Origin of the sequence: Citrobacter sp. 172116965 (assembly GCF_013458095.1) — a bacterium.
Classification (GTDB): Bacteria; Pseudomonadota; Gammaproteobacteria; order Enterobacterales; family Enterobacteriaceae; genus Citrobacter; species Citrobacter braakii.
In genome coordinates, this window is the sequence record NZ_CP046673.1 from 1505618 (window position 1) to 1521226 (window position 15609).

The 15609-nt window shown below is 52.1% G+C and carries 10 protein-coding genes and 3 tRNA genes; 2 read left to right on the top strand and 11 right to left on the bottom strand.

Features of this window, described 5'->3' with window-relative positions; genetic code table 11:
- Positions 1-24: 24 nt before the first annotated feature.
- The 8 genes from GPJ68_RS07100 to nagB form a co-directional block, all read right to left on the bottom strand.
- Positions 25-99, bottom strand: a tRNA-Gln gene (locus tag GPJ68_RS07100).
- A 23-nt stretch (positions 100-122) separates the two neighbouring features.
- Positions 123-207: transfer RNA gene (locus tag GPJ68_RS07105), tRNA-Leu, on the bottom strand.
- 8 nt (positions 208-215) lie between these two features.
- Positions 216-292 (bottom strand) — tRNA-Met (locus tag GPJ68_RS07110).
- 222 nt (positions 293-514) lie between these two features.
- Positions 515-2179, bottom strand: a complete 1665-nt coding sequence (gene asnB, locus GPJ68_RS07115) for an asparagine synthase B (RefSeq protein ID WP_003835552.1) — start codon at positions 2177-2179, stop codon at positions 515-517.
- A gap of 252 nt (positions 2180-2431) precedes the next feature.
- A complete protein-coding gene (nagD, locus tag GPJ68_RS07120; protein WP_005121413.1) occupies positions 2432-3184 on the bottom strand; it encodes a ribonucleotide monophosphatase NagD in 753 nt (250 codons plus the stop codon).
- Between the two features lie 155 nt (positions 3185-3339).
- Positions 3340-4560: an N-acetylglucosamine repressor gene (locus GPJ68_RS07125; protein ID WP_016152247.1), complete on the bottom strand. Its 1221-nt coding sequence runs from the start codon at positions 4558-4560 to the stop codon at positions 3340-3342.
- An 8-nt stretch (positions 4561-4568) separates the two neighbouring features.
- Positions 4569-5717 (bottom strand): N-acetylglucosamine-6-phosphate deacetylase, encoded by a 1149-nt coding sequence (gene nagA, locus GPJ68_RS07130; protein ID WP_180837204.1) that lies wholly within the window; start codon positions 5715-5717, stop codon positions 4569-4571.
- Between the two features lie 60 nt (positions 5718-5777).
- On the bottom strand, positions 5778-6578 hold the full coding sequence (gene nagB / locus GPJ68_RS07135; RefSeq protein ID WP_003022803.1) for a glucosamine-6-phosphate deaminase: 801 nt from the start codon (positions 6576-6578) through the stop codon (positions 5778-5780).
- A 342-nt stretch (positions 6579-6920) separates the two neighbouring features.
- Between nagB and nagE the strand changes: the two genes are divergently transcribed.
- Both nagE and glnS read left to right on the top strand, forming a co-directional pair.
- A complete protein-coding gene (gene nagE / locus GPJ68_RS07140) occupies positions 6921-8870 on the top strand; it encodes a PTS N-acetyl glucosamine transporter subunit IIABC (protein WP_104651702.1) in 1950 nt (649 codons plus the stop codon).
- Between the two features lie 187 nt (positions 8871-9057).
- Positions 9058-10725 carry a glutamine--tRNA ligase gene (gene glnS / locus GPJ68_RS07145; protein ID WP_016152250.1) on the top strand — a complete coding sequence of 556 codons (1668 nt, stop codon included), beginning with the start codon at positions 9058-9060 and terminating at the stop codon, positions 10723-10725.
- A gap of 58 nt (positions 10726-10783) precedes the next feature.
- Here the strand turns inward: glnS and GPJ68_RS07150 are convergent, their stop codons facing one another.
- The 3 genes from GPJ68_RS07150 to GPJ68_RS07160 are packed head-to-tail and all read right to left on the bottom strand — an operon-like array spanning position 10784 to position 15245.
- Positions 10784-12067 (bottom strand): ABC transporter substrate-binding protein, encoded by a 1284-nt coding sequence (locus GPJ68_RS07150; protein WP_104651701.1) that lies wholly within the window; start codon positions 12065-12067, stop codon positions 10784-10786.
- Between the two features lie 33 nt (positions 12068-12100).
- Positions 12101-14209 (bottom strand): ADP-ribosylglycohydrolase family protein, encoded by a 2109-nt coding sequence (locus tag GPJ68_RS07155; protein ID WP_104651700.1) that lies wholly within the window; start codon positions 14207-14209, stop codon positions 12101-12103.
- Between the two features lie 34 nt (positions 14210-14243).
- Positions 14244-15245 carry a LacI family DNA-binding transcriptional regulator gene (locus GPJ68_RS07160; RefSeq protein WP_101699816.1) on the bottom strand — a complete coding sequence of 334 codons (1002 nt, stop codon included), beginning with the start codon at positions 15243-15245 and terminating at the stop codon, positions 14244-14246.
- Between the last annotated feature and the right edge of the window lie 364 nt (positions 15246-15609).

Sequence of the window (15609 nt, forward strand, 5' to 3'; positions counted from 1 at the left end):
TGAACCGCTACATCGAAGAAAAAATGGCTGGGGTACCTGGATTCGAACCAGGGAATGCCGGTATCAAAAACCGGTGCCTTACCGCTTGGCGATACCCCATCCGTGCAACGCTTACGGGTGAATGGTGCGGGAGGCGAGACTTGAACTCGCACACCTTGCGGCGCCAGAACCTAAATCTGGTGCGTCTACCAATTTCGCCACTCCCGCAAAAAAGATGGTGGCTACGACGGGATTCGAACCTGTGACCCCATCATTATGAGTGATGTGCTCTAACCAGCTGAGCTACGTAGCCATCTTTTTTTCGCGTAACCTTATCGGCGTTGCGGGGCGCATTATGCGTATTGAGCCTTGAAGCGTCAACCCCTTTTTCATTGAAAATAGCTGGAATGTGACTGTTTGGTTAGGTTGCGAACAGCATGACGCAATATTCGGCAATTATTAGTTATTAATTGTTTTTTTGCACAGAAAATAGACATAAAAAAGAGCCCCGCAGGGCCCTTTTCTAAGGATTAACTTATTTATAAGCGGACTGATGTACGCCAACCGCACGACCAGAAGGATCGTTCATGGTTTTAAACGCCTCATCCCATTCAATTGCTTTGGCAGAAGAACAGGCAACAGACGGCCCGCCAGGCACACATTCCGCAGCGCTCGCAACCGGGAACAGCTCTTCGAAAATCTCACGGTACAAATACGCTTCTTTAGAAGATGGCGTGTTGTAAGGGAAACGGAAGCTGGCGGTTTCCAGTTGTTGGTCAGAAACTTGCTCAGCGGCCACCTCTTTCAGGGTATCAATCCAGCTGTAACCGACACCATCGGAGAACTGCTCTTTCTGACGCCATGCAACGCTTGCTGGCAGGTAGGATTCAAAACATTCACGCAGAACATGTTTTTCCATTTTGCCGTTGCCGCACATTTTGTCCTGCGGGTTGATGCGCATCGCCACATCAAGGAATTTCTTATCCAGGAAGGGCACGCGAGCTTCCACTCCCCAGGCCGACATAGCTTTGTTGGCACGGGCACAGTCGAACATATGCAGCGCCTGCAGCTTACGCACGGTCTCTTCGTGCAGCTCTTTTGCATCTGGTGCTTTGTGGAAATAGAGATAGCCGCCAAATACTTCGTCAGAACCTTCGCCCGACAGCACCATTTTAATGCCCATAGCTTTAATTTTACGCGACATTAAGTACATCGGGGTCGAGGCGCGAATCGTCGTAACATCGTAAGTTTCGATGTGATAAATCACGTCGCGGATAGCATCCAAACCTTCCTGCACGGTGAAGTGGATCTCATGGTGTACAGTACCCAGATGGTTCGCCACCTCTTGTGCGGCTTTCAGGTCTGGAGCGCCTTCCAGGCCTACGGCGAAGGAGTGCAACTGCGGCCACCAGGCTTCGCTACGCTCCTGATCTTCAACACGACGCGCGGCGTATTTTTTGGTGATTGCGGAAATGACGGATGAATCCAGACCGCCGGACAGCAATACACCATAAGGAACATCTGACATCAGGTGGCTTTTCACTGCATCTTCCAGTGCCTGACGCAACTCGTTTTTATCGGTAACGTTGTCTTTTACCGCATCGTATTCAAACCAGTCGCGCTGATAGTACTGACGAATTTCGCCGTCTTTACTCCATAAATAGCTACCGGCCGGGAATTCTTTGATCGTGCGACACACGGGAACCAGAGCTTTCATTTCAGACGCAACGTAGAAGTTACCGTGCTCGTCGTAACCCATATACAGCGGGATGATCCCGATATGATCGCGACCGATCAGGTAAGCGTCCTGCTCGCTGTCGTACAGAGCAAAAGCAAACATGCCTTGCAGGTCATCCAGAAACTCTGGGCCTTTTTCCTGATACAACGCAAGGATAACTTCGCAGTCGGAACCGGTCTGGAACTGATAGCGATCGCCATATTCAGCGCGCAGCGCCTGATGGTTATAAATTTCACCGTTAACCGCCAGGATATGCGTTTTCTTCACGTTGTACAGCGGCTGAGCACCGGCGTTGACGTCGACGATGGACAGACGTTCGTGCGCCAGAATGGCGTTATCACTGGCGTAAATACCCGACCAGTCCGGGCCGCGATGGCGCATCAGACGAGACAATTCCAGGGCTTTTTTACGCAGTTCAACTGCGTCAGTTTTAATATCGAATACGCCAAAAATAGAACACATAACCTTCTCCGTTAACCTGTTGCGTGATGCTTTTTATGTTTGCTTGATAAAGAAAATGCCGCAAAGCTGGAGAGGGCGCAAGTGAATTACGGGTCAGAAAATAAAAAACGCAATGGTCATTGTGGATTGGTGAAAAAAGATTACGGAATGGACGGGTTTATTAATGAATCGATAATTTTATGGCGGTTTTATTAAATGGAAGGATTTCTTCTGGCCGGATATGACGCGGGGGCGTCTTATCCGGCTTACGCATCAAATCACATCAATTTCCGCAACGGACGGGTAAATCCAGCTTGGTCTGAACGGCATGCTGTCAATGTCGTCGAGCGTCGAAACGCCAGACAATACCAGGATGGTTTCGAGACCCGCCTGGAAGCCCGCCAGAATATCGGTACGCAGGTTGTCGCCAACGATAACGGTCTCTTCCGAATGCGCCTGCATTTTGTTGAGCGCCGCGCGAATAATCCACGGGCTGGGTTTGCCCACATAAAACGGCTTGCGGCCAGAGATTTTTTCGATACCGGCGCACAGCGCACCACAGGCGGGATAAAAGCCGCGTCCGTGAGTATCCGGGTTTGTGGCGATGAAACGCGCGCCGTTGGCCACAAAATATGCCGCTTTATGCATCATGTCCCAGTTATAGGATCGCGTCTCGCCAACAATCACAAAATCGGGGTTCACGTCAGTAATAGTAAACCCGGCTTTATACAGCTCGTGAATTAACGCACCTTCACCTACCACGTAGGCCTTTTTCCCTTCCTGGCGGCGAAGAAAATCAGCGGTAGCCATGGCGGAAGTATAAAAGACGCTATCAGGGACATTCACACCCGCGGTGGCGAAGCGGTTTGCCAAATCCTGCCCGGTCTGTGAAGGATAGTTAGTCAGCAAAACTAACGGCAGGCCTTTTTCCAGGATCCCAGTCAGAAATTCTGCCGCACCCGGTACGGCAACATTGTCGTGCATCAGCACGCCGTCGATATCACAAATTACATTCTTAATGGCCATGGACAATCCGACATCAAAAAAAGAAGGCATTACTATACACAAAATACACTAAATCATTCGAGTTGCATCAAGGCGGCAAGTCTGAGAACCCCGGGAGCTTACTGAAGTAAGTGACTGGGGTGAGCAGATGCAGCTAACGCAGAGGCTGCTTGGTATTAGCTTTCCAGCAAACGTTGCAGCAATGTACCGTTGAGCATCGCACGCTTCACCAGCGCAAAGGCGCCAATGGCTGAACGGTGATCCAGCGTGGAGCGAACCACCGGTAAATTGTGGCGAAACGCTTTCAACGCCTGCGTGTTGATACAGCTTTCTATAGCAGGCAGCAGCACTTTGTCAGCCTCGGTAATCTCGCCCGCAATGACGATTTTTTGTGGGTTAAACAGGTTGATGGCGATGGCGATGGTTTTACCCAGGTGACGACCAACGTGCTCAATGACTTCTGATGCCAGGTTATCGCCTTTATTAGCCGCCTTACAGATGGCTTTAATGCCGCAATCATCCAGCGTGAGTCGGCTTGGATAACCCTGTTTCAATAAGTTCTGCACGCGGTGTTCAATAGAGGCATTGGCAGCAATTGTTTCCAGACAGCCGAAATTACCGCAGTGACAGCGCTCACCCAGCGGCTCTACCTGAATATGGCCAATCTCACCCACGTTGCCATTGCGACCAATAAAAATTCGGCCATTGGAGATGATTCCCGCCCCGGTTCCGCGGTGAACACGCACCAAAATGGAGTCTTCGCAATCCTGGCTTGCCCCGAAATAGTGCTCGGCCAGCGCCAGACTGCGAATATCGTGACCGACAAAGCAGGTGACCTTAAAGCGTTTTTCGAGTGCTTCGACCAGCCCCCAGTTTTCGACCTGAATGTGCGGCATATAGCGGATGACGCCGCTTTCAGGATCAACCAGGCCTGGCAGAATGACGGAAATCGCAACCAGCTCGCGGATTTTCCGCTGGCAGTTCTCAATAAAGGTGGCAATGGTGTTGAGCAGCGCATACTCCAGCGTTTCCTGGGTGCGCTCCGGGAGGGGATAATGCTCTTCAGCGACCACTTTACTGCTCATATCATAGAGCGTGAGCGTAGTATCGTGGCGGCCCAGGCGTACGCCAATGGCGTGGAAATTGCGGGTTTCGGTGACGATAGAGATAGCGCGGCGGCCCCCGGTAGAGGCCTGCTGATCGACTTCTTTGATCAGCCCGCGTTCGATCAATTGACGCGTAATTTTCGTTACGCTGGCGGGGGCAAGCTGGCTTTGCTCGGCAATTTGAATTCGCGAGATTGGCCCATGCTGGTCAATCAGGCGATAAACCGCCGCGCTGTTAAGCTGTTTTACGAGATCAACATTACCTATTTGAGCTTGTCCGCCTGGTGTCATTCTTTCTCTTACTCAGTAACGACCTCGTTGCCATTAACGATGGTCTTGATAATTTTAAAGTCGTGCGTGAACGCAGTCAGGTTGGCTACTTTGCCTGGCGCGATGCTGCCGAGTTGTTTGTCGACGCCAATGGCGCGAGCAGGGTAGAGCGTTGCCATACGTAAGACTTCGTCGAGAGCGATATTCGCATGTTCGACCAGATTGCGTACGCCTTCAATCATGGTTAATGATGAGCCGCTCAGTGTACCGTTCTCATCAACGCACAATCCATTACGGTAGTATATTGTTTTGCCAGCGAAAATGAACTGTTCAATGTTTGCACCTGCTGGTGCGGTTGCGTCGGTGACCAGGCACAGCTTGTCGCCTTTCAGGCATTTGGCATTACGAATGTTAACGTAATCAACGTGGAGGCCATCAGCGATGATACCGCAATAGATATCGGCTTCATCAAGAATAGCGCCCGCCAGACCAGGTTCGCGGCCGGTAATGTACGGCATCGCGTTGAACAGATGCGTCGCAAAGGTGATGCCTGCGCGGAACCCGATTTTTGCTTCTTTTACCGTTGCATTTGAGTGACCCGCAGAAACCACAATACCCGCATTCACCAGTTTGGTAATGACCTCTACCGGGACCATTTCTGGCGCCAGCGTTACTTTGGTGATCACATCGGCATTATTGCACAGGAAATCAACCAGCGCAGCGTCCGGTTGACGGACAAATCCCGGATTATGGGTGCCTTTTTTCACCAGATTCAGCCACGGACCTTCCAGATGAAGCCCTAGTGCCTGATTCGGGTGTTTCGCCAGGTATTCACGCATGACGCGAACGCCTTGTTTCATCAGGTCATCGCTGGTGGTGATAAGCGTTGGCAGGTAGCTGGTGCAGCCAGATTTTTCATTGGCTTTCTGCATGATTTCCAGCGTTTCAACGGTCACGGCTTCTGCCGTATCGTTAAATTGTACGCCGCCGCAGCCGTTTAGCTGTACATCGATAAAACCGGGGGAAACAATGGCCCCATTCAGTGAGCGCTGTTCAATTCCTGACGGTAACTCAGTCAGTGGGCAAACGCTGTCAATCAGGCCATTGGCGACAACAATCGCATGGTCATCAAGAATTTCGTGACCGGTAAAAATCCGGCCCTGGGTTAAAGCATACATTCCGACCCCCGATTTCAAAAAATGCCGCCCTGCAACTTATCGACAGGGCGGAGACATCAATTACAGACCTTTAATATTTTCCGCTTCTAACTCGTTAAAGTATTTCAGCGTCTTCACTTTCAGTTCCATGGTGGAAGGCTCATCGCAGACCACAACTGCTTTCGGATGCAGCTGCAGACAGCTGATGGTCCACATATGGTTAACGTTGCCTTCAACGGCGGCTTGCAGCGCCTGCGCTTTCTGGTGGCCCAGTACCAGGATCATCACTTCTTCAGCATCCAGCAGGGTGCCCACACCAACGGTCAGCGCATATTTAGGCACCTGGCTGACGTCGCCGTCAAAGAAGCGTGAGTTCGCAACACGCGTGTCGTGAGTCAGCGTTTTGATGCGAGTACGGGAAGCCAAAGAAGAGGCTGGTTCGTTGAACGCGATGTGACCATCGTTGCCTACGCCGCCCATAAACAAGTGGATTTTACCGTAAGAACGGATTTTTTCTTCATACTGACGGCATTCTGCATCAATATCCGGTGCGTTACCATTGAGGAGGTTGATGTTTTCTGCTGGAATATCAACGTGATCAAAGAAGTTGCGATGCATGAAGCTATGGTAGCTTTCCGGATGCTCTTTCGGCAGGCCAACATATTCGTCCATATTGAACGTTACAACATGCTTGAAGCTTACCTGGCCCGCTTTGTGCATTTCAACCAATGCTTTGTAGGCTGTCAGCGGAGTACCGCCTGTCGGCAGGCCCAAAACGAACGGACGATCAGCCGTTGGTTTGAACGCGTTAATACGGTTAACGATATGGCGAGCAGCCCATTTGCCGACTTGTTCAGCGGTATTCAGGGGGATCAGTCTCATTCTTCACCTCAAAAGTAAATGTAAGCAATTGGCGGATTGAGTCTCTGTGCAGTATTAAGCGTAACCTGGTTTTGCATCGGTAAGGATCAATCCGTTTCGATTTTTTGAATGATAAAATAAGTTTTCGTAGTTAGCCAGTGGAAGGGAGGGTTAATAACGATATTTGGTGACTGGAATCACAAAAAACACGCATTTAATTTGCGATACGAATTAAATTTTCACACACTCTGAATGTAGATGAATGGTTAATATTGTTGTTCCAGAATCTTGCTGTCAGGAATGGTCGCACAATAAAAATATGGCTTCAAAGAAGCCTAATCGGGGTCTCGTAGGGGGAATAAAATGAATATTTTAGGTTTTTTCCAGCGGCTGGGTAGGGCGTTACAGCTCCCCATCGCTGTGCTGCCAGTCGCGGCACTGCTGCTGCGATTCGGCCAACCAGATTTACTTAACGTACCCTTCATCGCGCAAGCGGGTGGGGCCATCTTTGATAACCTGGCGTTAATTTTCGCTATTGGTGTGGCTTCCAGCTGGTCAAAAGACAGCGCGGGTGCTGCAGCGCTGGCGGGTGCGGTTGGTTATTTCATATTGACCAAAGCAATGGTTACCATTAACCCGGCCATCAACATGGGCGTGCTGGCAGGTATCATCACTGGTCTGGTCGGCGGTGCGGTATATAACCGTTGGTCTGGTATCAAACTACCTGACTTCCTGAGCTTCTTTGGCGGCAAACGCTTCGTGCCGATCGCCACTGGCTTCTTCTGTCTGGTGCTGGCTGCTATCTTCGGCTACGTGTGGCCGCCGGTGCAGAACGCCATCCATGCGGGAGGTGAGTGGATCGTAGGCGCTGGCGCGCTGGGTTCCGGTATCTTTGGTTTCATCAACCGTCTGCTGATCCCAACCGGTCTGCATCAGGTGCTGAACACCATCGCCTGGTTCCAGATTGGTGAATTCACTAACGCTGCAGGTACCGTATTCCACGGTGACATCAACCGCTTCTACGCGGGTGACGGCACTGCGGGTATGTTCATGTCTGGCTTCTTCCCGATCATGATGTTTGGTCTGCCGGGTGCGGCGCTGGCAATGTACTTCGCCGCTCCGAAAGCACGTCGTCCGATGGTTGGCGGTATGCTGTTGTCCGTTGCGATCACCGCGTTCCTGACCGGTGTTACCGAGCCGCTGGAATTCCTGTTCATGTTCCTGGCGCCATTGCTGTACCTCCTGCACGCACTGTTAACGGGTATCAGCCTGTTCGTTGCAACACTGCTGGGGATCCACGCGGGCTTCTCCTTCTCCGCAGGTGCTATCGACTACGTGTTGATGTACAACCTGCCGGCGGCGAGTCAGAACGTCTGGATGCTGGTCGTGATGGGCCTGGTGTTCTTCGTCATTTACTTTGTGTTGTTCAGCGCGGTTATTCGTATGTTTAACCTGAAAACGCCGGGCCGTGAAGATAAAGAAGACGATATCGTTACTGAAGAAGCGAACAGCAACACTGAAGAAGGTCTGGCTCAACTGGCAACCAACTACATTGCAGCAGTTGGCGGTACCGATAACCTGAAAGCGATTGATGCCTGTATCACTCGTCTGCGTCTGACCGTTGCCGACTCCGGTCGCGTAAATGATGCGATGTGTAAACGTTTAGGCGCATCTGGAGTGGTTAAGCTGAACAAGCAAACTATCCAGGTCATCGTGGGTGCGAAGGCCGAATCTATCGGCGACGAAATGAAGAAAGTTGTTGCGCGTGGCCCGGTGGCTGCAGCGTCTGGTGAAAGTGCGCCAGCAGCAGCGGCTCCGGTTGCTAAACCGCAAGCTGTAGCGAACGCAGTAACCGTTGAAACTTTAGTTTCTCCGATTACCGGTGACGTGGTTGCGCTGGAGCAGGTGCCTGATGAAGCCTTCGCCAGCAAAGCTGTAGGCGACGGCGTGGCGGTGAAGCCAACGGATAAAATCGTGGTTGCTCCGGCTGCCGGCACCATCGTGAAAATCTTCAACACTAACCATGCGTTCTGTCTGGAAACCGTTAAAGGCGCGGAAATCGTGGTCCACATGGGTATCGATACAGTAGCGCTGGAAGGTAAAGGCTTTAAGCGTCTGGTTGAAGAAGGTGCGGAAGTGACTGCAGGTCAACCGATTCTGGAAATGGATCTGGAGTTCCTGAACGCCAACGCACGTTCCATGGTTAGCCCGGTTGTGTGCAGCAACAGCGATGATTTCGGTGCTCTGGTCATTAAAGCCGAAGGTCATGTGGTTGCTGGTCAAACACCACTGTATGAGATTAAAGGTAAATAACTGCTCCTGAGTAAAGTGAGTTAAGTGCCTTAAGCGGCGGGGGATATTCCTCCGCCGCTTTTTTTTGCAGCAAATACCCTCATATATCCTGTTGAAACACCTTTTTTGTGCAACTAATAGTTGTCTCCTGACGTCGCTTATAAGATCATGTTCCGTTATACGTTGTTTACGCTTTGAGGAATCCACGATGAGTGAGGCTGAAGCCCGCCCGAGTAACTTTATTCGTCAGATCATCGATGAAGATCTGGCCAGTGGTAAGCACACCACTATCCATACACGTTTTCCGCCGGAGCCAAATGGCTATCTGCACATTGGCCACGCGAAATCCATTTGTCTGAACTTTGGCATTGCGCAAGATTACCAGGGCCAGTGCAACCTGCGTTTTGATGATACGAACCCGGTTAAAGAAGATATCGAGTACGTTGAGTCGATTAAAAACGACGTTGAATGGTTAGGTTTCCACTGGACTGGCGATATTCGCTACTCTTCGGATTACTTCGATCAGCTTCACGCCTATGCGGTAGAGCTTATTAATAAAGGCCTGGCGTACGTTGATGAACTGTCAGCGGAGGAGATCCGCGAATACCGCGGCACTCTGACGCAGCCAGGTAAAAACAGCCCGTTCCGCGATCGTAGCGTCGAAGAGAACCTGGCGCTGTTCGAAAAAATGCGTACCGGTGGTTTTGAAGAAGGTAAAGCCTGCCTGCGCGCGAAAATCGATATGGCTTCGCCGTTTATCGTGATGCGCGATCCGGTGCTGTACCGTATTAAGTTCGCCGAACACCACCAGACCGGCAACAAGTGGTGCATCTACCCGATGTACGATTTTACCCACTGCATCAGCGATGCGCTGGAAGGCATTACGCATTCACTGTGTACGCTGGAGTTCCAGGATAACCGTCGTTTGTACGACTGGGTGCTGGACAACATCACCATTCCGGTTCACCCGCGCCAGTACGAATTCTCGCGCCTGAATCTGGAATACACCGTGATGTCCAAACGCAAGCTGAACCTGCTGGTGACCGACAAGCACGTTGAAGGCTGGGACGATCCGCGTATGCCGACGATTTCTGGCCTGCGTCGTCGTGGTTATACTGCTGCCGCTATTCGTGAGTTCTGCAAACGCATTGGCGTGACCAAGCAGGATAACACCATTGAGATCGCTTCTCTGGAGTCCTGCATTCGCGAAGATCTGAACGAAAACGCCCCGCGCGCGATGGCAGTTATCGATCCGGTGAAACTGGTTATCGAAAACTACCCGCAGGGCGAAAGTGAGTTGGTTACCATGCCTAACCATCCGAACAAACCGGAAATGGGCAGCCGTGAAGTGCCGTTTAGCGGTGAAATTTGGATCGATCGCGCCGACTTCCGCGAAGAAGCGAACAAGCAGTACAAGCGTCTGGTGATGGGCAAAGAAGTACGTTTGCGTAATGCTTACGTGATCAAGGCTGAACGTGTAGAGAAAGATGCAGAAGGGAATATCACCACCATTTTCTGCACCTACGATGCCGACACCCTGAGCAAAGATCCGGCTGATGGCCGTAAAGTAAAAGGTGTTATTCACTGGGTGAGCGCGTCCCATGCGCTGCCGATTGAAATCCGTTTGTACGATCGTCTGTTTAGCGTGCCAAACCCAGGTGCGGCGGAAGACTTCCTGTCCGTTATCAACCCGGAATCGCTGGTCATTAAGCAGGGCTACGGTGAGCCGTCACTGCAGGCTGCGATTGCAGGTAAAGCGTTCCAGTTTGAGCGTGAAGGCTACTTCTGCCTGGACAGCCGCTATGCAACGGCTGACAAGCTGGTATTTAACCGCACTGTAGGTCTGCGTGATACGTGGGCTAAAGTCGGCGAGTAATTCCTGCCACACTGCCTCAAACGCCGCCAACGCGACGTTTGAGGCGGATTTTTCTGTTTTACTTATGCTGCATTAACGCCTGAACCCGCTGCTGGCTGCGTTCCAGCACCACCGATGTCTCCTGCTTACCCACCGTCGCCTGATTGACCATTTCACTGAGGATCATGGAGCCGGTAATATCCCCCATCCGCGTAAAGTTCTTCTCGCCGACCGATCCAAAGACCTGCATATTCGGGTACTGGGCAATCAGCTGTTCAGGGAGAGTTCCAAAGACTTTGACTGCAGGGTTGTCCTTCCAGCTGACGTTTTGCGCGGCGGCCTTCGTCACCGGCAGCATCGCCCCCGGCGACATCAATACCCAGTCAGCCGCGTTCTGCGCCTGTCCCATAAAGCTGACAAATTTTTCGGCGGCTTTCGTTTCTGCCTCAGTCTGACCGGCTGTGAGCGTTAATGATGTGATAACGCCAAATACGGCAGGTGATTTTTCGCTCGGCACGACAAAGCCTAAATCCGCCAGCGAACCATCCTGATAAATCGCTGGCAGGATATAGGTCGAATAGACCGCCATCGGCGCGGTGCCGTTCATAAAGGCGTCTTTGATCTCTGTTACGTTGTTCGAGCCGGGCATGGTATAGCGGGCCAGTTCGCGATAATAGTTCAGCGAGGCCTGCATTTCTGCTGAGTTAACCGTGATGTCGCCGTTTGCGTTGAACACATTAGCACCGTTTGAAAGTGCGAACTGAGAGAAGGTTTGTTCGCTCATGACGCTTTCAGCCGTCGGCAGCGCGATGCCATATTTTTTACTGGTGCTGTCGGTCAGCCTGCGTGCCGCTTCCAGCAGTTGCGTCCAGTTTTTGGGTTCGTCGATTCCCGCTTTAGCCAGTACCGATTTACGATACCAGACTCCCTGCAGCCAGGCGCTGATCGGCACGCCGGTATAGGCCGTTCCGTCTTCGGTACGAACAATGCGCAGCACGCCGTCGTAGAAGGCGCTTTCGCCTTGCCTGTCGATCAGCGTTTTCACCGCTTTGTGGTCGATAAGCTGCTCTTTATCCATGACTTTGGCATAGTCATGGCTGACCTCGACGACCTCCGGCAGTGATCCTGAGCGGGCAAGGGTAATGATTTTAGTATTATAGGCATCCTCTTCGACGGGAACCTGCTTCACAATAATATCCGGATTCTCTTGCTGAAAGCGGTTGATGATCCCGGCAATGACGGTCTGGCGCTCCTGCTCAACGGCGGAGTGCATAAATTCGATGGTCACCTGCTGCGGTTTATCCTCACAGCCTGAAAGCAAAACGGCGGTTACCAGCGCCAGCATTGTTTTTGGTATGTTCATTTTTAATCCTTTGTTGTCGTCCATTTCCGTTAATTAACAACTGGCGCTGATATGGATAGCGTCCGTCGACAGCGCACCTGCACAAATCAGTAAACCGATCCCGCCATCCATCAAGGCTTCGTGTTCAGCGTCCTCCACGTGCAGCGTTTTACCGTCAACGGTCGCGGAGATAATCTGCCCGTTGATGGCGATATCGAACGACACAGGGCGCTCGTACACGTCGGACAACGCCGCTTCTGCCAGGACTTTGGTACTGGTGTCGCGCACGCGGACGATCTGTAATTTCCCGTCGCGCAGGATGCGCGCGGCGTAATAGCGCCTCATCCCCTGCACCCGAAAAGCCAGACCGCCGTACTCCCCTGAATGCAGCGTAATGTCACTCTGAACGCGGTAGTTATCCCACTGCCGCGTTCCGTGAATAATCAATCCCTCGTCGTACTCTTTGGAGATACGAAAGCTGGTGGGATAGTGGCGTGAAAAGAGATCCACGCCGTTTACCCAGGCTCGCCACCAAAAATTAGTTTCCCCTGTGGGTTTACGCAGGGTCAGCTCAGGTGTGCCGTCCCAGCGCATACTGTCGATGAGCAGGCGACCGCGGGCAACGCGGGCATCGGTGCTGATTGTTACGCCAATCTCGCCGATTGGTTGGCCCTGGCAGTCCGGGAGATCCAACGCCAGCGTTAGCGATTCGCCCGGGGCTATACTCTGCGCGTCGCCGTACTGGGGCGTCAGCTGATTGTTGTCATCATAAACCCGGTAGCAGAGTCGCACGTTTAACGCGGATGTGTTATCCGGTGGCGCAATCAGGGTGGCCTGAAGACGCTGGCCTGGGTAGATAAGTGGGGTAGCCATTAAATCGTAGCTGCGCATTTCCACGATTTCAGGCGGGGTAAAGGTTTGCGTGGTCACGCTGGCATGAAGTCCGGGCGCAAGATGGCGATAGTGCAGACTCAACATCTGCCGCCCCAGGTGCGCCTCATTCTTAACCTCAACCGCGGCCGCATTTTCTTCATTAAGCCAGCGGAAACCCTGCACGCTGCCCGGTAGTGAGAAATGGTACTGCGCGCCGGATTTTTTGGCTTCAGGGCGCGGCAGACCGGCAATCTGGTGTCCCAGCCCGACCAGGTAATCGGTGATCCGCACGGCGTTGTTTATGGAGAACCCCCCGTCGGCTGAGGAGATCAGCATTCTGTCCGCCAGCGGCCCGCGCCAGTCCGGGCCTGCGTCAATACCCTGGAGTCCCAGCATAATGCCGGACAGACAGCCGACATTCCCCGCATTGCAGTCAGTGTCCCATCCTGACGTATTGACAATGCACTGGGCCTGCTGGAAGTCGTCCGGCGCGTAAAGGATCGCCATAATCATCAGCGCATGATTAGGGATGATGTGACAATTGCTGGGATATTTGTGATAGCCATAGTTGTCGTCGATTCGCTGGCGGGTCGTCTGCCAGTCGTTATCTTCCCGTCGCCAGCGACGGATATCGCCAACCAGCTGGGCTATTTGCGACTCTGCCGGGATCACGGATAGTCCAACGTCAATAAGCTGTTCGATCTCCTGGCAAATAAAGGCCTGTGACTCCATCGCCGCCCAGAGCATAGCGGCATACACCGCTTCACCGTCATGGCTCACGCTGGCGGCATTTTTGGCAAGTTCTGCCGCCAGACGGGGTTGTCCCGGTGCGACAAGCGCCCAGCTATCAATAAAGATTTGTGCGCCAATCTGTTCGGCAATCGTTTTCCCGTTGGTCGCAATGGCTCCGCTTAGCGGAGCCGGAATGCCTTTTTTGAGATTCAGCCAGGCGGTGTGTTCCGTCGAATTACCGTTTCCGCCCCACCAGAGGATGGTGCGCTTATCAATGATGTAATTAAGCCAGCAGTGCCCCATCTGTTCCGCGCTCAGATCCGGCGGCAGGGCATAATCTTCCAGTGCGCGGATAAAGGTAAAGGTTCCGGCGACATCATCGTCGGTGACAACCAGCGGACGCTTAAATTTTTCGTGGACGTAATACTGGATCGGCCCCAGCTCCTGCATAATTTTTTCGTAGGTCCACCCTTCAAAAGGGCGGCCAAGGTAGACGCCGATTAATTTCCCTAACACCCCTGCATAAACGCGCGACTCATAATCTGAAGGCAATTCCATCTGTTTGATCCTTGTGTGGTGTTTTATCAGCCGTTCAGGCGGATTCTCTTTTTACCAGGCCCCAGGGCATTTCAGTGGTGCTGCCCTGGAGCTGTGCGGTGATATCAGTTTGCGCCAGGAGGAGGGCGGCCGCTTTTTGCCCAAGCTGCTCCGGGTACTGGGCGATAGTAGTCAGGGAAGGGGTCACCAGCCCGGCGGCGGGAATATCATCGAAACCCATCACCGCAAGCTGCTCCGGGATAGTGATGCCTTTCTCCCTTGCGGCACGCATCACGCCGATAGCCATTAAATCGTTGGCGGCGAAAATCGCATCCGGGAGCGTGCCGTCATTAATCAGCTGCATCGCGATCTGATAGCCGCTCTGTTCGTTAAAACCAGGCAGAATTTTGATGCGCGGAAGGCGGCCAGCCTGGGTCATCGCCTGGCGATATCCTTCCACTCTGGCAGGTTCAGGACCGCCAGCGCTGGCGATCATCGTGATATTTTGGTGCCCCTGTGCCAGCAGATATTCGACGGCGCTGCGCGCGGCAGCGGCGTTGTCGATATAAACATTATGCAGCGGTAGCGGGCCGTTTTTTTTCATTCTGGCTTCAATACGTGCAATCGGGATCCCTGCCTGAAGATACGGGGCAAAATCTTTCATCCCGACGTTAAAAAATGTCCCCACCACGGCGTCGACCCGCCCCTGCGCTGACCAGCGCAAAAAATGCAGCTCTCTTTCCCGTAATCCATCGGTGCTGGCCACGATCGCATCGTAGTGATACCTATCCGTCACCGACTGAACGCCACGGACGAGTGAGGCATAAAAAGGGTTGGCGATATCCGGCACGATGCAGGCGATCGACATGGTTTTATTGGTTTTCAGCGCTTGTGCAAAACGGTTCGGTATATATCCCAGCTGATTAGCCGCTTGCTCAACCCGGATCACTGTCTCCTGTGGGTAGGTGTGATTTCCTTTGGTGAGTACCACGGATACCACCGCCTGTGAAACGCCAGCCAGGGCCGCGACGTCTTTCTGCGTGATGCGTTTTGTCATTTATTTATCAACTTATACGTATAACCTGCATCTTTGAATAATGGGACACCCGGTAGCTGTCAATAAAAACCTTATAAAGTGAGTGTATTTGTGTGGAAAATCCGAGGACGGTCACATCAACGACGGAGAGTGAATTCAGGAGCTCGAACGTTCTGTTTGCAGAGCGAATTAATGACGTTCGAGAATTAATTTGTTTTGCGAATGCAAAGACAATTATTAGGGGTGGAATTATATATATAATAATAAAATTGAAGATATCTATATGTATATAAAGTATTTTTTCTTGTTTTTGTGACTTTTTTTACTCCCAAAGCAAAATGTAACAGAAAACAAGAAAATATGTGCGGTTGCTCATACTATTACA